Genomic DNA, 25,403 nt, shown 5'->3' with positions numbered 1-25,403 from the left:
CTTTCGGCTTATTTCAGCTTCTACTATTTCAATTCTGTTAAAGGGCTTCAGCGATCTGCCTGAGCCGCTGTTCCTGCTGTTTAATCTGGGTATTCAACACAACCTGCTGGCTGAACTCGGCCTGTTTGATCTGGGCACGCAGTTTATTAATGTTCTGCTCGATTTGGCGGTAGTGTTGCAATTGTTTACGTTGCTGTTCCGCCGCCTCTCCATTCACTAAACCATCCACCAAACAAAAGCGCCCACTGACTTCAGCACACTGAAGCGCTTGTATGCGGCACATAAAGGCTTGGTAAAACTGCCAGAAATTACTGTGCGGCAAGCTGGTAAAGTTCAGACTGTTAAAAAATACTTTGGTGATTCCCGTTACGTTGCTCAATGATAACCAGGGCGATAGCTGAAAATCTTCAATGACCCACTTTGTTTGATCCGCTTTGTTTATGCGTTTGTCCGCAAGGCAAATAGCCAGTTGTTCTTTGGCGTGTTGTTTTTCGCGTACGTTTGAACCCGGCTCGCCAGTTGCTTTTGTGCCGTCTTCTATGATGTTGCTTTCAGAGTGCACCAAGAAAATCACTAATGGGTAAGGAACCGCCCTGTTAATCAGGTGACCAATGCGTTCAGCACTTTTGGTACTGCTTAATTCCACGTATAGAAAGGCCAACTCACCATAATCACGCAGGTCGTCACTAAAAGGCGCGATATTGATGGTGCTGGGCTTTAGGGTGTAGAGCCAGCGGATTTTATCAATATCGTCTTTCAGAGCCTTTTTGTCTTTAGCGTCAAGGTCGGCGTGCTCCTGAAACATCTTTTTGAACAGGGGTTTATTGAGCACACAGCTATCGGGCACGTTCAGGTCTTCCAGAAAGGCTTCGAATTGTGGCAAGCCTAACCCCATATCAGACATCACGCTCTCCTTGTGCTCTGTTCCCTTTAGACTCATCAGCCTCGTTAGGGGCTGTCAATATCAGGTAGGACACCACCATAAAGTCTTCAATGCCCTGACTGGAGGTGGCGGTAAGTACGGTACCGCCTTTGGCAAACAGGCTTTCAATGCCTTTTTCTTCGCTCTTTCCGGCAATGCTATCTACGGCGACGGCAAGCAGATGCTGGAAGTGGCTCATATCACGCCCGTGACGTGTCATGCGGTTGACTTCGGTGATGGCGGGGTGATCGGGCGTTTTGTGTTTGAAGGCTTCGCGCTTGAGCAGATCGAGTATCTTTTTACTTTGGGTAAAGTTCAGCTCAACCACCGTGCTGCCTTCGGCATCAGCGGTCACGTAGATCAGGAAGTACGGTGCCAGCGGGTAATTATCATCCACCTGAACCGCTTCTTTACCACTGCGGATATTCTTCAGGCAGAAGATGACGCCCGGTTTAATGCAATCGACGGCCATATCTTGGTCAATACTGACGGCGGCATACAGCCCCAGCGGTGCTTGCTCCAGCGTTGTGAGGCGCGCTTTGTCGCTCATATAGCCAGACAGATCCATGCGGAAGTCATTGAGGGTAAGATCGGTAATGGATACACCTCCGCTCATGTCCTCCAGATCGACAACCGCATCTTTGAGTTGCTGCAGTTGTCTGCGCCGGTATTCAAGGTCATTCATGTCTTTGGCGCTTTCATCGATGACGTTCTCTTCGCCCGTCGCGGATATATCCAGCAACACCATACGCCCCGAGACCCGCGCTTCCAGGTTGATGTATTCATCCAGCTCCATGTTGGGCCAGAAGTTGATGAGCTGGATTTGCGTGTTTTTACTGCCAAGACGGTCGATACGGCCAAAACGCTGAATGATGCGTACCGGGTTCCAGTGAATGTCGTAGTTGATGAGCGTATCGCAATCCTGCAGGTTCTGACCCTCACTGATGCAGTCGGTGGCTATCAGTAAATCCAGTTCGGTAGTGGCAGTTGGGTCTACTTTGCTGCGCTCTTTGGATATCGGCGAGAAGGCGGTAAGAATATTGTTGAGGTCGGAACCTAAGCCCGTCATGGTGGTTTTATTCGTACCGCCACCCGTCACCAATGCACTGTGAATGCCTAATTCGGAATGCGCCCATTGCGCCAGATGGGCATACAGGTATTGAGCCGTGTCGGCGAACGCAGTAAACACGATCACCTTTTTATTGCCCGGATTGAGCGGGTTAGCCACTTTACTGGCAATGGCCTGTTTAAGCTGCTCCAGCTTTGCATCACGCCCTGCATTTACACTTTGTGCTGTTTCTGCAATGTGGTTTAAAAACTCACGGTCGGCCTCCAGCTCCTGTCGGAAGCGAATGAGATCCATATCCTGGAGCAACACTTTGGTTTTGTTGCCCACCATGTAACTTTCCAGTTCAGTGGACTCCAGCTCAAAGTCGTGAATATCCTCGATATTCAGCTCGGTCAGTTCTTCTGATTCGTGGGCATCAATTTTGGCCAGCAGTCGGTCGACCTGCTGAGCGAGCTTGGTGGCCGTCAGCGTGAACGAGTGAATTGAGCTTTCCATGCGCTTGAGCAAATTGACGCGCATGAGGTGAATCAGGCTTTCTTCACGGTCAACCTGTTTGAATACCCCTTTGCCTGCGCCCACGGCTTTATCGTAACGACGGGCGTACTCGGCTTTTTTTGCTTCACGCACGAATTTCAGTGGAGAATAACCCGCCAGGGATAGCCGCCGGATGGTTTTGTTGACGTCTTTTAACGGCGGAAACTCGCCGGAAGCGTCGATGTCGGCATAGATGTTTTTTGGTGGCAACCGAGTTGGGAAGCGGCCGATATCTTCGGTGCCGTAGTACTTTTCAATGTGTTTTCGCGAACGGGCAATGGTAACGATATCGAGCAGTTTGAAGTAGTCAAAGCTCATAATGTCGAGCAAGGTTGCCGTGGTACGCTTTTCAACCGGTTCGCTCACCCATTGGTTGAACTGCTTCTGGGCAAGTCGCAGGGTGGATTCAATATTTTTAATACCCTGTTCGGCAAAGGCATCATCCCGACCTTCTGTAATAAAGGCGACCTGATTTTTCAGATCGTTCATGCGATTGTTGACCGGCGTTGCCGACAACATCAGCACCTTGGTTTTCACGCCTGAACGGATAATGTCGTTCATCAGGCGCTCATAGCGGCTTTTACCTTCCGCCTTGCTCGGTGTGTTACGGAAATTGTGGGATTCGTCGATGACCACCAGGTCGTAATTGGCCCAGTTTAGTGTCTCCAGATTGATTTCGCCCGAGTAGCCTTTTGGTCGGGTCAGATCGGTATGGTTCAGTACGTCGTAATTAAAGCGGTCAGCGGCGAGCAGGTTGCGCTTGTCGTTGACCGTATACATGGTCCAGTTGTCACGGAGTTTTTTCGGGCATAGAACAAGCACGCGATCGTTACGCAGCTCGTAGTACTTGATCACCGCCAGGGCTTCAAAGGTTTTACCCAACCCCACGCTGTCGGCAATGATGCAGCCGTTGTGCTTTTCGAGCTTGTCTATTGCACCCAGCACACCGTCTTTCTGGAATTTGTAGAGTTTGTTCCAGACCAGCATGTCTTTGAATCCGGTTTTGCTTCGAATTATGCTGTCTTCGTCGATATCTTCGAGGAAATCCTTGAATAGATGAAATAGCGTCAGGAAATAGATGAAACTGGCCGGTTGATCGGCAGCAATGGCATCCAACCTGGCGATGAGGCCATTTTTAATATCACGAACATTGTGTGGATCAGCCCAGACGTTATCGAACCATGCCAGAAGCTGCCGGGTGCTCTCCGGATCAGACAGGCCCATGTTCATTTGTAATAAATCAGAGCGCACCTCACCCAATCCGGTTGGATTGAAAGTGGCACTGCCACTGATGGCAAAGCTTTCCTCCGGTGACCCCAGATGAATAATGTTCTGACCCGGCTGAGACCGTACGCTGGCTCTCACTTCAGCCTTGTTTGCCAGCCACTGCGAGAACTCCCTGGCAGTGCGTTTTTGTTGTAGTCGATTAAGTAACCGAACTTCCTCTGCGGAGCCAATGAGCGATTGAAGGTTGCCGCCCCCCCATTCGGTTAGTAAAAGCCTGGCTCCATCCAACTGCGCTAGTTCATGCTTGAAATAGGCAAAGCCATAGAGGCTCATAAGGCTTGATAGTACCGATAATTTTGCCCCCTTGAATGGGTGCTTCTTAAGCTCCTGGCCAACAAACCCACTTGATTGATTATCGAGTAACACGCGTGTTCAACTCCTGACTAATTCCCGAGGTGAGAAGGGGGCGGCCTGGCCTTGCAATGATGCGGGCGTAGAGACTCCGAGTACTTTCTTTAAGTCGTTAATCAAACCCAGACGAAGTTATCGGAGCTCAGGGTCTGCTTCAAGTCGTATCTATAAGCACAAAGTTTTCCACCCAGCCCACCGGCAACGCTGTAATCCAGGCAAGCAATGCGCTCATTCAGTGGAGCCGGCTCCCCTTTCATCCAGTAATGCCCTACAAATACCGGCTTCTCGCCGTCGTAACCCGGCAAAACATGGGTGGCCACCGGCTCATGCGGAATACTATCGATGACCTCTTCCGGCACCATCGCCAGGTCGCGATAGGTCAGTTCACCTTCGCGCCACCATTCGGAGCGAATATTGGTTCGTTTATTCTTATCTTTGTCGAAGAAGTGATGGTCGCCCGGAAGCGGAATCTCCAACCCTTTGAGAAGGGTTTCAATCGCCTCATAGGCCTCTGAGCCCTTTCGACTTGCCTCCTCCCAAGCGGTCGGAAGTAACCGGTTTTCTTTATTGGTGTACTTGGCTATGGCCGCAAGATGCTCCGGGTGCCAGCAGGCGTGTACTACTCGAAATTCCGGCAAGTCCAGATACACCGGCAAGGTTTTGAACCACTCGATCATACTGTGGTGCAGCTCGCTGCCTTCACCTACTTGCTCCAGAAAGGCTCTGTGCTGCTTAAGATTCTTATCAATATGGGGGCGAAGATGTTCGCCAGGGTTTTGCGGGTCTTCCGTAGCCCAGGCTACTGCGTTGAATTCGTGGTTACCCATCACCGCCAGTGCTTGGCCATTCTCGACCATGTTTCGGGCAATGGTGACGGTTTCTACCTGTTCCGGGCCGCGGTCTACAAAGTCACCCAGGAAAATGACCTTTCGCTCGGGGTGCTGCCACACGCCGTCTATTTCTCGGTAATCCATCTTGCTGAGGAGGGCTTTGAGTTCAGTGGCGTGGCCGTGAATATCGCCGATCAGGTCGTACATCTTTCGTCCTTGTTTGGTAAATCTCTCTGCGCAGCCGGTCCGCCAAGTTCAGAAAAGTTAGGCTGCGTTGCATTCCGAGTATAAGCAATACTGCGTGAAGTTGGAGCGAATTCCAACAAACGTAACTATTGTTTACATGTTGCAAAGTATTTTTCGCCAATCACGTCACCTTCAGTCGACAGGACATAGGCGTGGCCTGGCGCCGGGATAAACCAGTAAGCTTCAATCTTGCCCCAGATACCGAGAGAGCCGGTGGTCTCGCGCATGTGTTCACGAATCTTTTCACCCGCTTTGGCCAATTGTTGCTCCAGTGGTAGACGCCAGAAACCCTTCGGAAAGAATAGGTGGCGGAATGATTCACACGCGGCCAAAGCGAAGATCGGCTGGGTGGTGCGTTTGAAGTTGGTATCTACCCAGAGATATGGCTTGAATGCATGCCACTCTTCAGAGAGGGGGTGCTCAAGGTGGCTGATCCGATGGCGAGCCTCCTGCCCCTCAAGACCTGCCACTTTACTCAGTGCCAGCAGAAACTCTGCCGAACTGTATTTCAGGTCAAATCCTCCTCCCTCGAGGCCAAGATGTTTACTGGCCAGCACGTTCTTCAGGCGCTTGATGTTCGCAGGAGTCGGGTTTCGGTAGCCCATGGCTATCAGAATGGCGGTATGGGACTTTCCCTTCAATCCGGCTTTCAGGTCGGTTCTAAGTTCACTCATGGTGTCGTCCCTCTTTCTCAAGCCATTCAATGACGGGCCTGATCACAGCGGGTTGCACTGGAAGATCCTCATCATCATAAAACCAGGCTCCGAGCGCACAGGCAAAAGCATGTTCCAGGGCTTCACCATTCTGTAGATGCTCACTGACACTCCGGGCCACTGCGTCGTACTCATCGAAGCAGTCATTCTCTGTGCAGCACGTGCGCATAGGATCTGTGTGGAACAATGCACGGGAGATGCTTTCAGCGGTGTAGTGGGTGCTCATTCATCCCTCCTTTGTTGATAAGTTCATTCTAAGGAACGTCTGCGACAATATGTGTCGCCCAACTAGCCTAGACTGATCGCAGTTGAACTGAACAGGGAGAAAACGATGAATCGTGCCGAAAAAGAACTGCTCAAGAAGCGCACCGCAGAACGGGAAGCTTTATCCGAGGAGGAGTGCCGAAAGCTGGATGAGCTCAACAAGCTTGTCCACGATGTACACTACGAACTCTTCCCGGAAGAATACGATGCCATGATGGATTCCATCGCAGACGCCAATGACCGTCGCCATGGTATTAATCCCATGAGTTTGGATTACACCGAGAAGGTAAACGCCCGTCGGAAAGAGCGCGGGGTGCCACCGCTGGGAGCTAACGGATTGCCTACCGACGATTCCAGCTGGGATGTTGCACGGGAAGAAGCGTTGCGCCGCTTAGGATAATCTCCTCCCTTCCCCTGAGCCCTTGCAGCTCAGGGGGCCTTCAGCCTGACTGAACGTCAGGCTTTTTGTCTGAGCTGGTAGTAGCCCATGCTTTTTTTGTCCTGGGCGGTCTTGCGGGTACCGTTGTCCGTCAACGCCGCGTATTTTGCCTCGGCTTCCTCTCGAGGCATCGCTTGCCCTTCGAAACTGTCCGAAGGATTCATCAGGTCAATATACTCCACTACCCACAAATCTTGCGGGAAGCCGGTTTTTGGTTTTTTGCTCATTATGCGGCGCTCCTGATCTTTTACGATTGAACAAATCCGATTGGTTGGCTGACAACGCCCTCCGTCTGCTGGCGCTGCTCTTCTTTCAGCGCCTCCAGCAGCCTCACAGTGCGTGCTTTGAAACCCCGCAGCCGGAGGTTCTGCACCGCAGCTCGGATCAGACCCGGGGTGAGATGGTCCAGGTGACTGAGCTGCTCGGGGGTTAACGCGCTCGCCTTATCCTTATCAACCACACATGCACTGACAATAGCCTTTACCTGCTCGGCTGTCAGGCAGCTGAACGCTACTTTCAGCTGGAATCGGCGCAGGATGGCTTTGTCGAAGCTGTCGAAGCGGTTGGTGGTGGCCAGGAAGACACCTTCAAACCGCTCAAGCCGAATCATGAACTCGTTCACCGCGCTCACTTCCCAGCTACGCTGGGCCATGCTGCGGGTGTAAAGGAAGGTGTCGGCTTCATCCAGCAATAGAACTGCACCGGTTTTTTCTGCTTTGTCGAACATAGCGGCGATGTTCTTCTCTGTTTGCCCGACGAACATCCCCAATAAGTCACTGCCCGATTGCAGCATGAACGGCTTTTTCAGGCGCCGGGCCAGTTCCTGGGCATAGGCGGTCTTCCCTGCGCCCGGTGGGCCGTACAAGCAAATGCGCGCGGTGCCTTCATCACGGGCCAGTCGCTCTGCGTTCCGTAAGGTTGGGCGGGTGTTGATCCACTCAATCCTGAATTCCGGGAAATCGGCTTTACGAGGCTTTTTCAGAATCTGCACCGGGCGATTCTCGCCCATCGCCACCAGGCGCTGTTCGATCAGTGATTCCAGCCTGTTCTGGTTTCGGGTGACCTGTTTTACTGGCAGATACTGCGCCACCTCTGACAGGTTTTTGGCCAGTGCAGGTGTCATCCAGGGCTGCTTGGCAGCACTCGATGCCCAGTCAGGTGAAACTGGCAACATAAGGAGTTCCCTTTCCATACGTTCGGTTTGCTGATCAGTTCCACTGCCTTTCACTTCAACAATGAAATCGAAACGACGTAAAAAAGCCGGATCCATTTCTGTAATGTTGTTGCTGATCCAGATAACCGGTGCCTGGTTTTCCTCCAGTAATTGGTTGAACCAGCCCTTGGCCAGCTGATCCGATTTACGGAAGGCATCTTCCATTTCATCAAACAGGAGGATGGCGCCAAGCCGGTCTTCTAGAAACATCTGGGCCAGTTTGGACGCATCCAGGCGTATCCGGCCTGTCATTGATCCGGTGTTGTCGCTTTTGGTCGGCACTTCATACAGAGGGGCTGCGAGTTTTTCGGCCATCGCCCGGGCCAACTGGGTTTTACCGGTACCGGGCTTGCCATGCAGCAGAATATTTTTGCCTCGGGCTTTACTGCGCAACGCATTCTGCAGATAGTCCAACATCAACTGCAGCTCTGGCACACCATTGAAATCACCAATTTTGTGCCGCGCAGCAGGGCCCGGTGGGCAGATTTGACGAAACAACATCTGCTCGAGGTCCTGCTCATCCTCTTCGTCGTTTGCTTCGGACGAAGCGATGACCAGCTGGCCAAGCAAGGGGCCACCCTCAACCAGGTCCCATATGTCACTGTTGCGATTAGGCGCTTCGAGCAGTCGAATCTGGCACAGCATCGCGTCTTCGTCCAAAGCGCGAGCGAGCATACGTGAGGATTCCCGCATGGCTTTGGCCAAAGCGTTTACCGAGTTGTTGAGCTCGGTGATTTCCAGCTCGCGCAGAACCTGTTTGGCTTGTGGATGCTTGTGCAACAACAGAGTGAAGATCAGAACTTTGATCTCCACCAGGTTGGGTTTTAGCAGTTTGGTGAGGCTCGACAGCAACGGCTCGAAAGACAGATTCGGCTTGCCTTTCAGGGATGCCGTCAGGGCTTTTTCGCGGTCACGAATCGCCTTCAGGTATACACCGGTACCCGACACGGAACCACCGCCTTCCGGCACCTTGATGCCCAGAAATGCCAGCGCGTCGTCCGCACCGAAAAAGCTAAGTGTGTTCTCATACCCGGAAGTGAGATACAGCCGGCACAGGTAGATCTGGAGCAGCTTCAGGTCATCCTTCGAGGCTGACAAGTCTGGCCCCGGGTCCTGCGCTTCGTTGATGAGCTCTTTCCACAGCAGCATAGAGGTGGTCTCCTGATCCATTTACCACCATCTTATACTTCGTTTGCGTCAGTTTATGTCGCTTACGGGCGTTAAGCTCTCAGTCCTGACTACCAGCCTGTGGAGCTCGCTATGCGCAAAATCGCCGTTATTGGTTCTCGCCACTTTACTGACTACGACCGCCTGGAGCGTGTGCTCCAACCCTGGTTGCCCGCGCACATCATCTCTGGCGGCGCAAAAGGCGCGGATGCACTGGCGGAGCAACTGGCCCGGGAACATAAGCTGCCTATTACCGTGATCAAACCCGACTGGAAACAATACGGCCGCGGGGCCGGCCCCATTCGTAACCGCACCATCATCGATACGGCGGATTTGGTGATCGCCTTCTGGGATGGCAAATCCCGGGGTACCGCATCCGCCCTGAATTATGCCCGGGCCAAAGGTAAAACGGTGATTGTTGAAACCGTGGGGGAGGCATGACCAGACAACAACTGATCTCTTCAATCAAAACTTATCGTCCTCAACACAACACCAATAAATGATAGGATGCGCACGAACAGGTCCACAGGCTGGAGGCTATGGCGTTTCGTTTTCGCAGAACCGTTAAGATTTTCCCGGGTGTTCGGTTGAACCTCGGTAAGCGTGGTGTGAGCGTGTCTGCTGGTATGCGCGGGGCCAATGTCACGCTGGGACGAAACGGGCTTTATGGCAACGTGGGTGTTCCCGGTACCGGTTTGTCCTACCGGGAAAAACTGCTCAAGAACCGCCAACCGGGCAGGCCTTCAGCCAGTGCGAACGGGGAGCATCCGCAAAGCTCGCCTCTGCCGCCCATCGCCGAGCAAATTGCTCAGGTTCAGCTCAATACGGCAACCGGTGAGATTTCCATCCTGGACGCAGATGGCCAGGATCTTGGCAGCGAAGCCATGGCGGCGGCCAAGGCCTATGCCCTCGACGCGCTTAAAGATACTCTCAATGAACAGGTGGATACCCATAACCGGATGATGGAGCGTATCGGCGCGATTCATCTGGGCACCCCTGCACCCGATCAGTTTCCCCAATTTCTCCCGGAACCCTTCGACCTTCCCGAACCTGTTCAACCGGTGCCTCGCAAGCCGGACTGGAAAGCCTGGTTTTGCCCGGCTCGCCGACGGGCCATTATGGAACGCAACCAGCTAAAGCTCTCGGAGTACCAACGCCAGCGGGTTCAATGGCAATCTGAACGGGAACACAACCAGCGTAAAGAAACGCAGCGGGCTACGCTGTACCAACGGGCCGTGCAAGGCAGTTTGTCTGCGATGGAGTCGGTGTTGGATGACCACTTGATGGACATCGACTGGCCCGAGGAAACCAGTTTGTCGTTTGAGTTGAGCGACGATGGTAAAACGCTGATGCTGGACGTGGATCTGCCGGAGATTGAGGATTTCCCAAAAACCGAGCTGCGGATGTACCAGCGGGGCATCGGGGTTTCCGTAAAAGAGCTATCGGATACGGCGCTCCGAAAGCTCTATATGGCCCACGTGCACGGCATGGGATTTCGGCTGATCGGTGAGGGATTTGCCTGTGCGCCGTCCGTCGAGACCGTGGTGCTTTCCGGTTTCACCCAGATGACCAACCGCGCCACCGGCCGGGTTGAAGATCGCTACTTGTACAGTGTGAAGGTCAACCGCGACACCTGGCGCCAGATTCACTTCGGCAACCTTGAAGCGGTGGACCCGGTTGAGGCCCTTGCCGCGTTTGCATTGCGGCGGGATATGACCAAAACCGGGATTTTCCGGTCTATTGAGCCTTGGTCTGCCGGGTCCGTTTCAGCCCCTGCTTAAGCGTGGCTTCAATCTCATCCCGCAACCACGCCGGCTCCAGGATATCGCAATGCACCGCCTGGGCGGTGAGCCACCAGCGCAAGTCCTGGGTGTCGCCCACGGTGACGGCCATTTCGAAGGCCTTGTCATCAATCTCGGTGGTGATCTGATCAAATCCCAGTGGGGATTCGATCAGGTGGTTCAGCACCGGTTTGTCGCAGCGTAACTTCAGATACACCGGCTCATCGGATTTCAGAATGCCCATGGCGCCGGAGTGGATGTACAAATCCAGATCAAAATCTTCCGGGCGCTCGATGAGCTCTTCCACTACTTCACCGGCCGTCGCCCTGTGCAGCACCAGCTGGCGAATCCCTTCCCTGCCGTCGATGGTACCAATCAGGTACACATTCGGATCCCGGAAGATGAGCCCGAACGGATGTACCACAATCTCTTCCGGTTCCGGCCAGCTGCGGGCCTGATACGTAAGTTTGCACTGGTACTCCCGGAGCAAGGCTCCGGTGACCGCTTCCAGAACATCGGCATCAACGGGCGGGCGCGCACCTCCTAATCCCCGATTGATCACCCTGACCCGGTCTGGCCATTGGCCCAGGGGGTTCTTTTCACGCAACAGCGTGCGGTGGGCTTCATCGAAGTGAGGCTTTAAGTGGGACAGCGCCCTTGGGGGCAGCATTGGCGAGAGGTAGGCCTTCGCCAGCTCAAAGGTCAGGGCTGCCGGCAGATCCAGCGCCGGTATGATGTCCATGGTGGCATTTCGGTCGAACGACCAGCGGTAAGGCCGGGAATTCTCGTCTACCAGCAGAGGGAAATCTGCACTCAGCTTTTCCAGATCCCGCTGGATCGAGCGCATGGTTACTGAAAAGCCCTGCTCTTCCAGGCGGCTCGTCAGTTGGGTGGTGGTGATGAATCTTGGGTATCGGGGCACCATCCGGAGCATGGTGAGGTAGCGAACGGCCGTGTTGGACATAGCGGGATCCTTGTCTTTTCTCGAAGTCGACAGCTTAAGCGACACATCTTGACGCTATATCATGCTAGATTCTTGTGCTGGCCAAGTAAAGCCGGTGGCCAATTCTGCCAACGACACAAGGAGCCCTGCCCTGAACAAACACAACTTTGCCGCCCTCCTGTTAGAACATGGGTTTACCCCAAAGACCTACGATTTCGACTCCACCATGCTGGGGTTCCAGCACGACATCTTTAATGCCCTGATCCACAACGACCCGGTGTTCAGCGAGCAATCGTTCATTCGGGAGCAGCCCGATTGCCCCGATGCCCTATTGCGCTGCGAGCTCGTCACCCAGTCAGATGATCTTTCCGCAGCCGTTCAGCATTTCTATGCCCGATGGTTTGAGGAGCTTCGCTATTCGAATTCTGTGCTGGAGTTGCTCAATCTGGAGATGCACGAAGATGCCGCCAGCATTCATGTGCTAACCATCAGCAAAGCCAATGCGATGACGTTTGTCTTTAACATCCAGCGAGGTGCGTGATGATTCTGATTTTAGCTGCGCTGGGTGCGGTACTCTGGGTTGTGGTGTCGATGCTGTGCATCAGCTATTTCAATGACCACGGTGTTGGTTGGGAGGAATGGGAAGCCTTCCCAGTGTGGTTAAAGATTCCGATCCTTGTGGTTGCGCCGGTGTTTTTTATTTCCTGGTGGGTTCGTTAAAAACAGCTAACCATCGGCAGAGATAACCTCCACACCGCCTACCGGCTCCAAGTTATGAGTACTCCGCACGGGCTCGCACACCAACGGTGCAGAAATATGCGTTCGCATCAGCCCCCGAAACGCATCCGTCTCGTGAAATTCTGGATCCAGCCACAGATCAAACTCCTCTGGCCGCAGCATCAGCGGAATGCTTTTCGGGTGGATATGGCTGAACCTCGGGTGCGGCGGCAGTGTGATGACGGTGAAGGAATTCACCTGCTCGTCCCCGAAATGCCAGGATTGCCAGAGCCCCGCCAGTGCAGTGGCCTCATTCTGCGGGTGCATGTTGTAGACCTGCTTACCCTTCCATTCGTGAAATGCGCTGACTGGAATAATGCAACGCTTGGTCGGGTACACCTTTTTCCATAACGGACTGCTGGTCAGCCGATCACTGCGGGCGTTGAAGGTGTGGAATTTCGGGTTGGGCCGGAAGCCATAGCCGTTTGGGTTTGGCTCAATCAATAGCGACCAGATCCCTGGTAGCAGGTACCGGTCATCTGCCGCTTCTATGACAAACTCGCCGATTCCGCCTGGTGGTACATTGTGTTGAGGCCTGGGTGCAATGCCAGACAGCCCCAGTTGTTCCATCAGCGTTTGGACTTCCGGAGAGTCGGTTACGTTATACCGTCCGCACATACACTGAATCCTTGCCCGACCTATCTGAGGCAGTGTAGCCAAAATCCAAGGATGCTCTAGGTCCAGGCTTGAGGCGAATTCTCAGTTACCAAGCTTAATGCAGAACATACTTACCCCCGAACACTGTTTTAATGTACAGTATTTTGGCGAGACAACACGAGTGGATCAACCCATCGTCGGACACAATGTCCTATACTCGGACTAATGCAGCTGCCTAGAAGGCGGGAGAAGTCTGTATGAAAAGCGTGATACTGATGTTTGTTGGTGGCTTGGTGGGCGGCCTGATCGGACCGGTGACAGCGTTGGTCGGTGTGGCCGCCGGCTACGTGGTAGGCCGCGCCCTGACGCACTCAGGAGTTACCCGGAAGCCTGCTGAGAATCAAGCTCCCTGTCGGTGAGGCCTCAATATAAACCGTATTTCCTGATCCTTTTGGCGTAAAAGGTGACCACGAGGGCAGCTCCAGATATCTGTCCACCAGAAATAGGCCCTGCCGGCCTGGACTTCGTTTGCCTTCGTGATCGCAACGTCTTGGACTTCATGGCCGCATTCCGGGCAATACACCGTAGCGGTTCCATCGGTTACCCAGTCATTAATCCGCTCTTCAACGAGGCCGAAATGGCCGCCCGGTAACCGACTCACCTTGCGGGTGTCGAAGGTCGAGTTCGCTAGCCAGATCGGCAGAGCCTCCCTCGCCGCTTGGGCACTGACGTTTTGAATCACCGTTTTCTCGGCGTCTTCCCTGGCCCAGGCCAACAACACTCTTGCAGGCACCGTAACATCGCAGAAAAAACCCTCTTCCTGGTCCTCGCTGGTGGCTACCAGTATTTGCCCTTCACATCTGGGAAGTTTCTCAAGATGCTCTTGAATCAAGACCCTCAGCTCGCTTTGTCGTTCTTCAGCGGCGAGCTGACGGCGATACGCCCGGGAAAACAGTTTTTTTAGATAGTGCGGAATGGAGTTCATAGTTACCCGCTTATGGCCAAGCTCTTTGCTTTGGTGCATCGCGCTGTCAGCGCGACCTACCGCTGCTGCAACATCCTTTCAATCATACTTGATTGGTCGAGACTGGGCGTACGTTATCAAGGAGGTGTTGAGAAACCCATAGCCACCCGCAGCAGATATGAACCAGGTTGTGGTGCGGTTTGGGTTTATTGGACAAGACCCATTTCATCACTCCACCTGATTAACCGTTGATAAGCTCGCTGGCCAGCAACCTCAGGCAGGGCGAACAATGATCTCTAAGCAGCGTGTGGCTCTGATTCTCCTTCTGGAGGGTCTCGCCAGTTCTGGCGTACAAATGGTCACAATACGCCAGACGGTGGCGTTTGTCGGCAGCTCCGTGCTTTGCACCTCTTTAATCATCAGTTGCTTTTTAGCGGCCCTGGCGCTTGGCTATTATCAGGGCGGGAAAACGCCACCTGAGAAATTTACCAGAGCCCTGTTGGTAAATCTCATTGTTGCCATCGGATTGTTCGGCATCGGTCTCTCCTACCCGTTTGTCAGCTGGTATTTTCTGACGGTCGCAGACATTACTGCGGGCATCCCGGGACTCCGCAATCCCCTGATCCATCTGCTGAGTTTCTGTGTGGTCATCATGGGACCACTGGTTTTCTTACTCGGACAGACAGTTCCCCTGCTACTCAACACAGCAGACCAAAACACTCGAAAAAGTGAAGCGGCCGGCAGCGCCACGGCTTTGAGCACAATCGGCAATGTTGTTGGCTGCCTGCTAACCTCTTTGGTGCTGATGTACTTTCTTGGCGTGGGCTATTCCATCGTCATTAATTGCGCAATACTGGCTATTTGCGCTGTATTGGTGATCAGTCCCGAGCGATCGCCCTTGAAATCCGCCCTGCTGGGCGTCGCCGCAATCTCACTCGCCATCACATTTGTTGCCAACGTGCGCATCCCGGGCCAGCTGTTTGCCGCGACCACCCCGTACAGCGATATTCATATTGCGCAGGATGCCGAAGGCAAGCGCTTAATCATCAACCGCAGCTCCGCCTCCTATATTGGCAGGGAGAATCGCGAAGGCTGGCCCTACATTGAGATGATGAAGCAGGCCATTTTTTCCGATGATGTGACCGGAAAGCACATCCTCGTGTTGGGCGCCGGCGGATTCACTTTGTCCGCAGAAATGACCGGTGGTGCGCGGTTTACCTACCTCGACATTGATCCAAAGCTGAAATCGGTGGTTGAGGAGGACTTTCTGGAGGAAAAGATTCAGGGGAACTTCGTTGCTCAGGATGCCCGAGCCTATTTGCTGACCAGCAAGCGGCAATGGGATGTCATCGTCGTGGATCTTTACACGAACGCCGCCACCATCCCGATGCATACGGCCACCTTTGAATTTTTTTCGCTCGTATCCGAACGCCTGTTACCTGACGGCAAAGCCATTCTGAATATCGCGGCCAACCCCAGGCTGACGGATCAATATTCCCTGACTATGGATAACACGGTTCGCCGGGCGTTTTCCCGGTGCGTGACAGACATCACGGGCTACCGGGATGGACTGGAGAATCTCGTGTACCTATGCGGAAAGCCGTCCAGCAAAGACCCGGTTGCGGGTTTGTATCGAGATGATACAACCAGAGTAACGGTAGACGGATATTTGTCTGCACTGAATGGCACGACCGAGCAGGACTGAACATGGGGAAGAATCAGCCTCAACAACGAACAGAGTGGATTTCGGCTTCTGACGTCGGACGCACCGTTTTCTGCCCGCATTCTGTGGCGCTCAAATATCAGGGTGCCACGCCAACCAAGCAGGCTGTCCTGGCCCGGCAGCAGGGTGACTTAAAGCATGAGGCATTGAACCGGCAGGCTCGACAGGACAAGCGCTGCTACGTGGCGTCATATCTCTATGGCGTGGATGATCCACGAACCAATGTTCTCCGAAAGTTTCGAGATGACGCGATATTAAAGTGGCCCGGAGGAGCCCTGCTCGTCAGGCTCTATTATCGACTGTCCCCACTGGCCATTCACTTGAGCCAGTCATCGCCCAGGATTACAGGCATTTTGCGCTTCCTGGTGGATCGACTGGTGTGCTGGTGCTCCCGAAGAGGGAATCAGTCATGACAGGTTTTCTTGCCTCGGCACTGCTTTTATTCGCTATCGCAGTCGTCATTCTCTGGCACCGTCTCAAACGTTCAGATGCGCTTGGCATTGATGGCCGTTTAATCTGGGTCGACGACGGACGGCGTACCAAGCCGTTTTTTAACGCCAGGTACAAGGTGTTCGGCAAACCGGATCTGCTCTATCGCGTGAACGGCGGTGTTCTGGCGGTCGAATACAAAAGCCGGAATGGCCCGATCTTTGAGAGTGACATCGTGCAGGCAAAATGCGCCGCATTGTCCGCAAGGGGCGATCAGTACAAGGTCTCCAGAATCCTAGTCAAAACAGGACAGGCCGAGAAATACATTACCCTGCCCCGCTCTGACCATGCCCTATACAGGGAGATTGAATCCGCAACAATTCTGGCCAGAAAAGCAAAAAATGGCGAGGCGGTACCCTGTCTGCCGGCGCCCCGGAAATGCCGTTCCTGTGCCTACCGGGACCATTGTCGGGAATCTGCAGGTAATTAATACATACACCGAGCAATGCTCTTCAATACCGGCCAACCGCGGCTCCGACCGAACTCAGCGATTTTGGTACTCTGAAATCTCCTGCTTCAGGCTGGCATACCATCCCAGCAAATCATCCTCGGTGACCTCACCCTGGGTTTGCTCACTGGCCTTTTGACGCTCGATCTGGGCGCGTTGTTCAGCATACACATCGTGAAGTGCTTCAACCGAGATGTTGTAGCCTTCATGCTCGTTGAGTTGTTTACGAAGCGCTTTAAAGGCAGAAGGGCCAACCGGATGTTTGCGCTTCATTTCAATATCTTTAGGCCGAATATCGAAAACCTCACCCCAATGGTCGACCGCTTGCTCCCAGGCTTGGGATAAGGTGCAGTCTTTTGTGATGAAGAAGCGGACTGGATTTCCGGGCTCATTCACGGAGAAATAACACCGCTCCTGATCAATCCGTTCCCCGGTCGTGATCCCCATCGTGATACCCCGGAACCCCACACCACGGCATGGGCGCGTGTTTGGGTGATTCGTTTTTAAGGCATCAATGTACTTCAAAGCCGCCGAGCGGGCAGACCATCGGGCATCGTAATAACGCGCTCGTGTTTCCTGATAGCGATGCCAGAATTCATTTGGAATCGCAGACGCTGGAGGAAGCAGGCTGAAGTACTTTTGGTAGCGCTTACCTCTTAGTGTCGCTGTCACCTGCCAGCCGTGAAAACCAGAGGATAGCTGGCCTTTCTCATAGAAATGGATGGCCATAGGTCGGTATAAGACCTCCGTTTTGGTTAGTGGAAAATTGCACAAATGGGCCTTACTTCTGAAAGCAGTCCGCCAAGTACCAGGAATACGACCCACCCCAGCATTCAGTTTCCCCTCAGCGAGGCCCTTTCTGCGCCGGGTGCGCCCTCGGCTGAAAAAGGATGCAACGTCTTGCGGCGGGCTCAAACAACCAGGAGAACCATTTCTGACTCACTGAGTTTCCCGGCTCAAGGTAAGAACGCCTGATTGCTGAGTGAAGTTCAGCTGGCTGAGGACGCTCATTCCCAACAACACCATGTCGGGATCCATGGCGGGACTGATGGTGCCGGGCACGTTAGTGAACCTCATATCGCCCAGACGGAGCTCCGGTATGATAGTACTCCACACTTTCACCTTACCAGCCGCCGTCTGTGCAACGCTGGGGCGGCCCCGAGTAAGGCCCGCTTTCTGGGCTACCGATTCTGAAATTGACACGGTAGTGGCGCCAGTGTCCAAAATAAAGGTGACGCTGTGGTTATTGATGGTGCCGTCCACCAGATAATGCCCTTGGCGATTGGCTTTCAGCTCAATTTCGGTGGCACCGCCACGGACATGGCTGACCAGTTGCTGATTGGGGTTGTTATTGCGGGCATCCACTCGGTCGAATAAATATGTCACAACACCGATCAATACAGCCCAAAAAACAGCAAAGTAAAGAATGTATCTGATTTCGGGTCTGATGGCACCGGGTTTACTCATCCCATTCCTTGCTGTGAATCCGCGACAGGCTGTTTTCTATTCTAACCCATCCTGAATTCCGGAACAGCCGGCCAACACGACGATGAATTCGAATCAGTATCCGTAAAGTACGGGCCACCAGAGCCGCACATAAATCACGGTTGTTCTGTCGCCCCTCCTCCTCGCGTACGAAAGGATCACGCAGAATCTGCAACGGCGCTCAGTTCAACTGCAGGCTGAGCTGGTGGGAGTCGCACTTTTCGGGCTCATTATCTAAACAAGCCACAATCAAGAGCTCCACTGTTTTAGGAATGACATTCAGAAACTCTGTGATATCCACCACATGACTTTCAAGCCCCCGTTCTCGCCCAGCCGGTAAGCTTGAGCAGACAAGCTCATGTCTATTGTCAGGGGCATAGTCACACCGGAACGATGCAAACTGACCACAGGCCGTCTGTTCTGAGGAGGGAAAAACACACTGAACCGAAAACAGCTCTACGTCATCTTCCACCTGGAACGCGCCGTCCTCACTCAGATAAACAGACGCTGTATAGGGAAAGGTCTCATCGAACCCGGGAACCGAGAGGTCGTCATAGTAGACATCCGTATTCCAGGTCAGACTGATGATATCTCCCGGTGAGAACTGATTTTCCTGGTCTTCTGAGAACGCGGCCAGATTGAAAACACTCGGTTCCAGTGGTGAACCGGAAAACTCGAAAACAAGTTCCTTGTTTGCGTCAGTGTTGCCTGATGATGAGGATTTCTCGATAGCAGCCCCATCGCCCCCTCCCCCACCACAACCGAGGAGAAGAGACGTTGTGAGTCCTATTAACGCAAACTTAAGGTGGGGCATGGCAAGGCTCCTCAGAAAAAAATCCATGGTATGCCGGGACTGCGGGGAGTAAATCGAGAATAGGTCTTTCGTTGATGTCCCTTTAACGGTTGAAAAAGGGCCCTCTTTCGAGGGCCAACCTCACTCAACACCCACCACAGGATCCGCACACTCTCGATATGAGTAATGTCTCATGGGTTTTGAAACCCGCAACCCCAGGGGCAGGCCCGCCTCTATACAGAGTGTTGCCGCCGGGCCGCTTGGTCCTATACTGAGATAAGCGCAGTCGGATCCGTCAATCCTTTGAAGATCGCTTGGGTTTGGGCCTACCCCCGGCCGTGAGTGGTGTTATTGACAGCATATTTTGGCCGGCTCGACCAAGTTATGGTGACATAACCCTTAGTCGTGACCGCCGCTCTAAACAAAAGCGAACATTCGCCGCACCCCCAATTCCAGGCTTTACGCCCCTTAAACGGGTAAGCAATGCCCCATCAAGAACTTGGCAAACGATCAAAAGGGCTGATGGTTCCAGCACGTCGATCGCCAATGACATGCGTGTAGATTTCTGTCGTTCGAATGTCGCTATGCCCAAGAATTTCCTGAACCGTCCTGATATCGCTCCCCGATCTCAATAACTCTGTCGCAAAGGCATGCCGAAAGGTATGAGCCGTCACACGCTTGGTGATTTCCGTGGCCAGAACGGCCTGCCTCAATCGCCGCGAGTACGATGAATGATGAAGATGGTGGCGGCACACATAACCAGCGATGGGATGAACGCATCTTGTTACGGATGGGAACAGGTACTGCCAACCAAAGTCCTTCATGGCCGGTCCATACTTCTTGTGAAGTGAGGCCGGCACTGACGTAAGCCCGAATCCATCGGCCAGATCGGACTCATGTACAGCTCTGACATGGGCGAATTGTCGCTCCATGTTTTCTCTTAGATTGCCTGGAATCAGTGTGTATCGATCTTTTCGTCCCTTACCGTTGAATACGAGCAAACTGCGGCTTTTTAGGTCGATGTCTTTCACGCGAAGCGAAAGAGCTTCGTTGATTCTCAAACCGCATCCATAAAGAAGCGCAGTGATGAGCCAATACTCTGCATCCATGTTTTGAAGAATAGAAGCAACTTCATCGGGACTCAGAACGGTTGGCATGCGTCGAGGCGTTTTCGTCATCTTGTACTGTAGGTTTTCAATCTCCCGCTTCAGCACATGCTTGTGGACAAAAATAATCGCGCATAGCGCCTGATTTTGAGTGCCCGGACTGACTCCCCGATTGACGGCGAGGTGATTCAGGAAACGCTCAATTTCGTGATTACCCATGACTTTTGGGTGCTTCTTGTCATTGAAAAGGATGAACTGACGAACCCAGTAAAGATAGGACTTCTCGGTTCGGTAGCTGTACTGCTTTGTCCTAATTTCTGTGCGGACCGATTGTAGAAACGGTGATTTCGACACGCTCGCCCTCCGTGGCTGAATGCTGTATGTACGTACAGTTATAATAAAAAACACCCAAAAACGCCAAAATTCTTGCGGCTTAATTTGCACGGCCCTGCTCGCTTTTCACAATGCATCTCTGTAGGTATCTGTTTCAGCATGGGAAAAATTCGACCCACTGGATTTAACGTGCAAAAACGTGCATAAATATCCCGCGTGCACACTTTTCACAGAACCAAAAGCTCAAAAGCGCCCTGAGATGGAGGGGTAATGATCTGAAAAATCGAGGTTATTCAGGTTGTGAAGCAGTATTGGACTGGGTGATGGTGTTGCGGTTTAATAAGAAAGCAAACTAATAAGCTGTTAGTGGCTTTTCTCCAGGTCATGTCAGGGTCACGAACGTTTGAAGTAATCCAGCAGTAATCCGACAGCTCCAGTGTTCGGCTAACGCCGTAGAAAGCACAATCTAGAGGTTGATTAACGAGATAGTAGATGGTCCGGTGAAACCGACTAAGAGAAAATTGTGAGTCTGTAACTGACGTTGTGACGCGGCCCGGAGAAATTATGATCGAGAGAGTTTTCAGAAGTAGTCGGTTTATGGTGTGGGTGGCAGTCGTTATCTGTGCGGTGTCATCTTTGCTCTTGTATGGTGCCTCGGTTAACATAATCTGGAATACCGCACTGGATGTAGTACGTGATATACCTGTCTCTGCTGACGACGGCAAGAGCCTCGCGGTTCGCCTCCTGAAGCTGTTGGATCTCCTGCTGATCGCTATTACTTTTCAGATCATGGCGGTTAGCCTGTATCGTCTGTTCATCCGTCCGGTGTCTGATGATGACAGAGAATCCCAAAACCCTCTGGACATTAAGAGCTTCCATGATTTGAAGATAACAGTAAGCCAAGTGGCTGTTGTGATACTGGTGGTTCTGTTCCTTGAGCAGGCGGTAGAGATTGGCGCTACGATCGCTACGTTATACTTTGGTGCTGCCATCGGTATCATTATTTTGGCCTCGGTATTCGCGTGGAAGAATATGAAAGACTGATGCACAGCACGCGGTTAGACGTCACCTGCTGGTTGCCTGAACTAGAGAGGCAACCACTCCGCAGAGAATGTAGGCGGCCAACGCTTCATGGGAGCCTGCTTTGGGCAAGAGCCAACGTCACGGGCGTCTGCCACTAACCAATCCAAGCATAGCGACACCATTTCGGTTGCGGCTTCGCCTTCACTACAAAGCTGCGCGTGTTGGCGGCGTTATGCGCATCCATAGAGAGGGTACTCTTATTATTGAAATCAGGAAGGCAGAAAAAGCGGACGTTCCTGCGATACTCGACCTTGTTCGAGGAAAAGCGGAATTCGATGGGTGTTTGAATTCGCTTCAATCTACGGAAGCTGACATTGAGGAAGCTTTCTTCTCCGAACAACCCAAGGCGTTTGCGCTCTTGGCCATGAAGTCAGGCGAGGCCGTGGGTATCGCGACGTACTACAGTATCTATTCCACGTTCATTGCCAAGCCTGGCATCTGGCTAGACGATCTGTTTGTCTATCCGCAGTTCCGGGGAAGCGGTGTGGGCGAAGCTCTACTCTCAGAGCTGTGTATCCTCGCTCAGAATACTGGCTGCGGGCGTATTGACTGGATCGTGACTACCGACAATGATCGAGGAAGGAGCTTCTACGAGCGCTCGGGCGCTCGGATATTCGAAGAGGTACGGCGTGCCCGGTTAGATGAATGTGCGATCAACGCACTTGCAGAGAAAGCGCATAACAAAGCAATGCACCTGACAAGCGGGTGATTGCGGCGTTAGGCAAGAGGAACATATGAGCGACTGGGACTTTCTGCACGATATGCATAATGAGGGTTTTAGCCCAGAGCAGATAGCGGATGCTGCTGCCTGTGGCTATAACCCTTGGGAGCATGGCGATTGGGATAACATCGAGGAGTTTATTGACGATGAAGCGGGCTGGGATTCTGGTAGTGAGCCAAAGAACCCTACGACTCTAGAGCTTTGGGAGTTGCTAGATGAATTGGTTGAAACCGCCCGAAATTACTTCGAAGTTACAGGTCGGCATCTGCCAATTTATGGAGAGCTTGGCGAGCTATACGGTGAAGCTAAATACGGAATCAAAAGGCATAAGCCTTATACACGAGGCTCCGATGGCAAATTGGGAAACGATTTCGTCGAAATAAAAACAATTAGCCCATTTAAGTCCGACAATGCCGTGCTAGTGAAGCGAGCCGGTAATTTCAGCAAACTTCTTATCGTGAAAATCAGCAAAGACTTCGAGTTTAAAGCAAAAATGCTCGATAGAAAGAGCTTTGGAAAGGGCACTGGCAAACACATTAAGGCCAAGTGGAGTGAATGAAATTGCCTAACAAGTACATGTTGGCGGACTGGTTTTCCGCTGCGCTCCAAACCAGCCGCAAATGTAGGCGTTATGCCCAAAAAATCTGACACGGAGTACAAATGTCCTTTCAAACACCAATTACGATTTCAGAAGCAATTAGAAACATTGAGCAAAACCGCTACTTGCTACCCTCGATTCAAAGGGAGTTCGAATGGAAGCATGAGAAAATCGAATGGTTGTTTGATTCGATCATGAGAAATTATCCTATCAGCTCATTTCTATTTTGGAGGGTTGAAGGAGAGACAAAACAAGATTTCAAGTTTTACCAATTCATAAAAGAGTACAGGCAACGCTACAAAACTCATAATGAGGAATTCAATACTACAGGTCACAATGATTTTACGGCGGTACTGGATGGGCAGCAGCGCTTGACTTCTTTGTATATTGGATTAAGAGGAAGTTATGCTTATCGAACGCCTAGATTGAAAGAAGAAAATTCTGAAAGAGTCTATCCAACCCGCAGGTTATATTTAAATATAGAGAATCCTCTCGAAAACGAAGAAGATGGCCGAATATATGAATTCAAGTTCCTAACTGATTCAGAATATTCAGCCAATATGAAGAAGTGGTTTCGAGTATCAGAGATATATGGGCTTTCAGATGATTTTGAGTTCAACAAGTATTTAGACGATAACGGCCTCAAAGAAAGTGAGTTTTCATACAGAAGCTTATCTACTCTTAAAAACGTAATTCACTCAAAGCCTATTGTGAATTTTTTCCTAGAGACAGAACAGGAGATAGACAAGGCTTTAAATATTTTCATAAGAATCAACAGCGGAGGAGAGCCATTAAACTTCTCTGATTTGATAATGTCTATTGCCGTTGCAAACTGGCAAAAGAAGGATGCCCGGAAAGAAATACATGGATTGGTTGATAATGTTCGTGACAAAGGATTCACGATATCAAAGGACTTTATTCTTAAAGTATTTCTTTACCTCCATAGCAAGGATATCAAATTCAAGGTAACAAATTTTTCGAAATCGAATGCAGAAGATTTCGAAACAGAATGGAATAGTATTAGGGATGCGGTTTTGGCTGTATTTGATTTCACCAAATCTCTCGGCTTTACCGACTCAACGCTAACGTCTAAAAATGCCTTAATTCCGGTAATTTACTACATATATCATCGCAAGATATATAAAGACTTTCATACCAAGTCTGAATATTCAGCTGACAGGGAAATCATCAAAAAATGGCTTCATGTTGCGCTCGTTAAAAGGCTCTTTGGCGGCACTTCGGATAGCGTTCTAAATCAAATTCGCAAGGCGTTTACGGACAATGTAGTCAAGTCTCCTATTTCAGAGAACACATCAGCCTTCCCCGTAAAGGATATAAATAAGGAAATCCGAAAGGATACGGGCATTAGCGATGAATTTATTGAAGAGTTACTATTGACGCAAAAAGATGATAGATACGCTTTTTCCTTGTTAGCTCTACTCTTTCCGCAACTCGACTACAAGAATAACGATTTTCATAAAGATCACCTTCATCCTGCATCAAAGTATGAAGAGCTGAGTGAAGATGATAAAGAGAAACATGGCTGGCAAACATATAATTCACTAAAAAACCTACAAATGTTGGATGCCAATGAAAATATGTCTAAGAATGACGAAGATTTAGAGTCATGGGTCGATAAAGAATTGAAATCAAAACAGAGAACTGCATTCTTGGATAGCCACCATATCCCTGATGTGAGCTTAAAACTGGCAGACTTTAATAACTTCATTACTAAGCGTTCAGAGATTCTTACAGAAAAACTGAAGAACATATTGGCATAACAATCACATGCACTCGGACAACAAAAAGCGCCGCTCGTTCCTCGCTATGCTTTTTGCTGCCGGTGATGTGAGGCGTTATTCCGAAATCTGAACGTTCGCTTTGCGACCCCTTCGGCCATTTCATGGTGTCAATCTCCGGCCACAATATGGTGGCATGACCAAGTGGTTTGAGCTGTGATCGCGAGTTATCCACAGAAATCGATGGATAAGTTGGCAAAATAATACGGAAATCGTCGTTACAGCAAGGAGTTACATGGATGGTTAATTTATGATCAAACCAAGTTCAAAAGTACAACTCAAGGCAGCGACTAAAGGAGACTATTGGCTGTTCAGGATTGGCCTGTGTGTAGGATCGACAGCTCTGGTGCTTTCGCTGGTCAGCCAGTCTTTATTTGCTCCGATATTTCTGATGTTGGGTACAGGTTTGTGCCTCTACGGAAAGAGGCACGGTGTAGTTTCGTTGGTCAATCATATGGACGAGAAGTATGGAGAGTTCGCTGGTTACCGAATTCTCAGGTGGATACTCCGAGCCGTGTTGTACTGTGCCGCCTTGATTATTGGCGCTATTTTTGGGCTCATTACAGCGGAAACGAGAGCTAACCGCCGCCACTCTGGAATGGCCGACATGGTTGAACCGAGTGTAGATGCAATTTGGGAGAGCGATCCCGCCAGGTATTATGAAAAGCAGGCACCGGGTCCCTTTGACCGATAAACCGTGATCAGTGGCATCCATGCCTGATTAATCG

28 protein-coding genes are annotated in these 25,403 nt (G+C 51.6%); 14 read left to right on the top strand and 14 right to left on the bottom strand.

All coding sequences use genetic code 11. The features are described 5' to 3' along the window. Nucleotides 1-37: 37 nt before the first annotated feature. The 5 genes from QPL96_RS13155 to QPL96_RS13135 form a co-directional block, all read right to left on the bottom strand. Nucleotides 38-904, bottom strand: coding sequence for a DUF4391 domain-containing protein (locus tag QPL96_RS13155; protein WP_303287792.1), 867 nt, complete (start codon nucleotides 902-904; stop codon nucleotides 38-40). Next, on the bottom strand, nucleotides 897-4,178 hold the full coding sequence (locus tag QPL96_RS13150) for a helicase-related protein (RefSeq protein WP_303287791.1): 3,282 nt from the start codon (nucleotides 4,176-4,178) through the stop codon (nucleotides 897-899). Before QPL96_RS13150 ends, QPL96_RS13155 begins: the two co-directional genes overlap by 8 nt. A 101-nt stretch (nucleotides 4,179-4,279) precedes the next feature. Continuing rightward, nucleotides 4,280-5,200 (bottom strand): metallophosphoesterase, encoded by a 921-nt coding sequence (locus QPL96_RS13145; RefSeq protein WP_303287790.1) that lies wholly within the window; start codon nucleotides 5,198-5,200, stop codon nucleotides 4,280-4,282. A 125-nt stretch (nucleotides 5,201-5,325) separates the two neighbouring features. After that, the gene (locus QPL96_RS13140; RefSeq protein WP_303287789.1) at nucleotides 5,326-5,913 is read right to left on the bottom strand and encodes a hypothetical protein; all 588 of its coding nucleotides are present in this window, start codon (nucleotides 5,911-5,913) and stop codon (nucleotides 5,326-5,328) included. Then, nucleotides 5,906-6,178, bottom strand: a complete 273-nt coding sequence (locus QPL96_RS13135; RefSeq protein ID WP_232901401.1) for a hypothetical protein — start codon at nucleotides 6,176-6,178, stop codon at nucleotides 5,906-5,908. Before QPL96_RS13135 ends, QPL96_RS13140 begins: the two co-directional genes overlap by 8 nt. 105 nt (nucleotides 6,179-6,283) lie before the next feature. Here QPL96_RS13135 and QPL96_RS13130 point away from each other — a divergent pair, with 105 nt between their 5' ends. Continuing rightward, entirely contained in the window at nucleotides 6,284-6,616 is a 333-nt protein-coding gene (locus QPL96_RS13130; RefSeq protein WP_303287788.1) for a hypothetical protein, read from the top strand. 56 nt (nucleotides 6,617-6,672) lie between these two features. Here the strand turns inward: QPL96_RS13130 and QPL96_RS13125 are convergent, their stop codons facing one another. Further along, nucleotides 6,673-6,882, bottom strand: coding sequence for a hypothetical protein (locus QPL96_RS13125; protein ID WP_303287787.1), 210 nt, complete (start codon nucleotides 6,880-6,882; stop codon nucleotides 6,673-6,675). 20 nt (nucleotides 6,883-6,902) lie between these two features. Continuing rightward, nucleotides 6,903-9,017 carry an AAA family ATPase gene (locus tag QPL96_RS13120; protein WP_303287786.1) on the bottom strand — a complete coding sequence of 705 codons (2,115 nt, stop codon included), beginning with the start codon at nucleotides 9,015-9,017 and terminating at the stop codon, nucleotides 6,903-6,905. Nucleotides 9,018-9,128: 111 nt separating this feature from the next. Between QPL96_RS13120 and QPL96_RS13115 the strand changes: the two genes are divergently transcribed. Further along, nucleotides 9,129-9,476, top strand: coding sequence for an SLOG family protein (locus QPL96_RS13115; RefSeq protein WP_303287785.1), 348 nt, complete (start codon nucleotides 9,129-9,131; stop codon nucleotides 9,474-9,476). Nucleotides 9,477-9,574: 98 nt separating this feature from the next. Further along, entirely contained in the window at nucleotides 9,575-10,816 is a 1,242-nt protein-coding gene (locus QPL96_RS13110; RefSeq protein WP_303287784.1) for a DUF4236 domain-containing protein, read from the top strand. Here QPL96_RS13110 and QPL96_RS13105 read toward each other — a convergent pair. Continuing rightward, entirely contained in the window at nucleotides 10,773-11,780 is a 1,008-nt protein-coding gene (locus tag QPL96_RS13105) for a YafY family protein (RefSeq protein WP_303287783.1), read from the bottom strand. The genes QPL96_RS13110 and QPL96_RS13105 overlap by 44 nt on opposite strands. A gap of 94 nt (nucleotides 11,781-11,874) precedes the next feature. On the opposite strand from QPL96_RS13105, the gene QPL96_RS13100 reads away from it, so the two are divergent. Together QPL96_RS13100 and QPL96_RS13095 are read left to right on the top strand one after the other, a co-directional pair. After that, nucleotides 11,875-12,300 carry a hypothetical protein gene (locus tag QPL96_RS13100; RefSeq protein WP_303287782.1) on the top strand — a complete coding sequence of 142 codons (426 nt, stop codon included), beginning with the start codon at nucleotides 11,875-11,877 and terminating at the stop codon, nucleotides 12,298-12,300. Then, nucleotides 12,300-12,479: a hypothetical protein gene (locus tag QPL96_RS13095; RefSeq protein ID WP_278351268.1), complete on the top strand. Its 180-nt coding sequence runs from the start codon at nucleotides 12,300-12,302 to the stop codon at nucleotides 12,477-12,479. Before QPL96_RS13100 ends, QPL96_RS13095 begins: the two co-directional genes overlap by 1 nt. Before the next feature lie 6 nt (nucleotides 12,480-12,485). On the opposite strand, the gene QPL96_RS13090 is transcribed toward QPL96_RS13095, so the two are convergent. Next, nucleotides 12,486-13,154 (bottom strand): SOS response-associated peptidase, encoded by a 669-nt coding sequence (locus tag QPL96_RS13090; protein WP_303287781.1) that lies wholly within the window; start codon nucleotides 13,152-13,154, stop codon nucleotides 12,486-12,488. Between the two features lie 236 nt (nucleotides 13,155-13,390). On the opposite strand from QPL96_RS13090, the gene QPL96_RS13085 reads away from it, so the two are divergent. Then, nucleotides 13,391-13,552: a hypothetical protein gene (locus QPL96_RS13085; protein ID WP_178338807.1), complete on the top strand. Its 162-nt coding sequence runs from the start codon at nucleotides 13,391-13,393 to the stop codon at nucleotides 13,550-13,552. Here the strand turns inward: QPL96_RS13085 and QPL96_RS13080 are convergent. Continuing rightward, entirely contained in the window at nucleotides 13,534-14,118 is a 585-nt protein-coding gene (locus QPL96_RS13080) for a hypothetical protein (protein WP_072678808.1), read from the bottom strand. The two genes, QPL96_RS13085 and QPL96_RS13080, sit on opposite strands and share 19 nt — an antisense overlap. Before the next feature lie 268 nt (nucleotides 14,119-14,386). Here QPL96_RS13080 and QPL96_RS13075 point away from each other — a divergent pair, with 268 nt between their 5' ends. From QPL96_RS13075 to QPL96_RS13070, 3 genes are read left to right on the top strand one after another with little or no spacing between them, the layout of a single operon-like run. Then, nucleotides 14,387-15,802, top strand: a complete 1,416-nt coding sequence (locus QPL96_RS13075) for a fused MFS/spermidine synthase (protein ID WP_303287780.1) — start codon at nucleotides 14,387-14,389, stop codon at nucleotides 15,800-15,802. A gap of 2 nt (nucleotides 15,803-15,804) precedes the next feature. Next, entirely contained in the window at nucleotides 15,805-16,233 is a 429-nt protein-coding gene (locus QPL96_RS19480; protein ID WP_368388917.1) for a CFI-box-CTERM domain-containing protein, read from the top strand. Further along, nucleotides 16,230-16,739: a PD-(D/E)XK nuclease family protein gene (locus QPL96_RS13070; RefSeq protein WP_138436186.1), complete on the top strand. Its 510-nt coding sequence runs from the start codon at nucleotides 16,230-16,232 to the stop codon at nucleotides 16,737-16,739. Before QPL96_RS19480 ends, QPL96_RS13070 begins: the two co-directional genes overlap by 4 nt. Nucleotides 16,740-16,793: 54 nt before the next feature. Here QPL96_RS13070 and QPL96_RS13065 read toward each other — a convergent pair whose 3' ends face one another. The 4 genes from QPL96_RS13065 to QPL96_RS13050 form a co-directional block, all read right to left on the bottom strand. Further along, nucleotides 16,794-17,486, bottom strand: coding sequence for a hypothetical protein (locus QPL96_RS13065; RefSeq protein ID WP_303287779.1), 693 nt, complete (start codon nucleotides 17,484-17,486; stop codon nucleotides 16,794-16,796). A 210-nt stretch (nucleotides 17,487-17,696) separates the two neighbouring features. After that, the gene (locus QPL96_RS13060) at nucleotides 17,697-18,224 is read right to left on the bottom strand and encodes a TIGR02281 family clan AA aspartic protease (protein WP_138436187.1); all 528 of its coding nucleotides are present in this window, start codon (nucleotides 18,222-18,224) and stop codon (nucleotides 17,697-17,699) included. A gap of 199 nt (nucleotides 18,225-18,423) precedes the next feature. Then, entirely contained in the window at nucleotides 18,424-19,056 is a 633-nt protein-coding gene (locus QPL96_RS13055; protein WP_303287778.1) for a hypothetical protein, read from the bottom strand. Nucleotides 19,057-19,526: 470 nt separating this feature from the next. After that, the gene (locus tag QPL96_RS13050) at nucleotides 19,527-20,495 is read right to left on the bottom strand and encodes an integron integrase (protein WP_303287777.1); all 969 of its coding nucleotides are present in this window, start codon (nucleotides 20,493-20,495) and stop codon (nucleotides 19,527-19,529) included. Between the two features lie 543 nt (nucleotides 20,496-21,038). On the opposite strand from QPL96_RS13050, the gene QPL96_RS13045 reads away from it, so the two are divergent. The 5 genes from QPL96_RS13045 to QPL96_RS13025 all read left to right on the top strand — a co-directional run bounded on the left by QPL96_RS13045 (nucleotide 21,039) and on the right by QPL96_RS13025 (nucleotide 25,369). After that, nucleotides 21,039-21,518, top strand: a complete 480-nt coding sequence (locus QPL96_RS13045) for a YqhA family protein (protein ID WP_011786640.1) — start codon at nucleotides 21,039-21,041, stop codon at nucleotides 21,516-21,518. A gap of 100 nt (nucleotides 21,519-21,618) precedes the next feature. Continuing rightward, nucleotides 21,619-22,266: a GNAT family N-acetyltransferase gene (locus tag QPL96_RS13040; RefSeq protein WP_303287776.1), complete on the top strand. Its 648-nt coding sequence runs from the start codon at nucleotides 21,619-21,621 to the stop codon at nucleotides 22,264-22,266. Nucleotides 22,267-22,291: 25 nt separating this feature from the next. Continuing rightward, complete coding sequence (locus QPL96_RS13035) at nucleotides 22,292-22,837, top strand: hypothetical protein (protein WP_303287775.1); 546 nt, start codon at nucleotides 22,292-22,294, stop codon at nucleotides 22,835-22,837. Between the two features lie 101 nt (nucleotides 22,838-22,938). Then, nucleotides 22,939-24,657 (top strand): DUF262 domain-containing protein, encoded by a 1,719-nt coding sequence (locus QPL96_RS13030; RefSeq protein ID WP_205229137.1) that lies wholly within the window; start codon nucleotides 22,939-22,941, stop codon nucleotides 24,655-24,657. Nucleotides 24,658-24,925: 268 nt separating this feature from the next. Next, nucleotides 24,926-25,369, top strand: coding sequence for a hypothetical protein (locus QPL96_RS13025; protein ID WP_303287774.1), 444 nt, complete (start codon nucleotides 24,926-24,928; stop codon nucleotides 25,367-25,369). Nucleotides 25,370-25,403: the final 34 nt, after the last annotated feature.

It is taken from the genome of Marinobacter sp. SS8-8, from assembly GCF_030540945.1.
Classification (GTDB): Bacteria; Pseudomonadota; Gammaproteobacteria; order Pseudomonadales; family Oleiphilaceae; genus Marinobacter.
The sequence above is the reverse complement of the archived record's forward strand: the minus strand, read 5'-3'. Positions and strand labels throughout refer to the sequence as shown.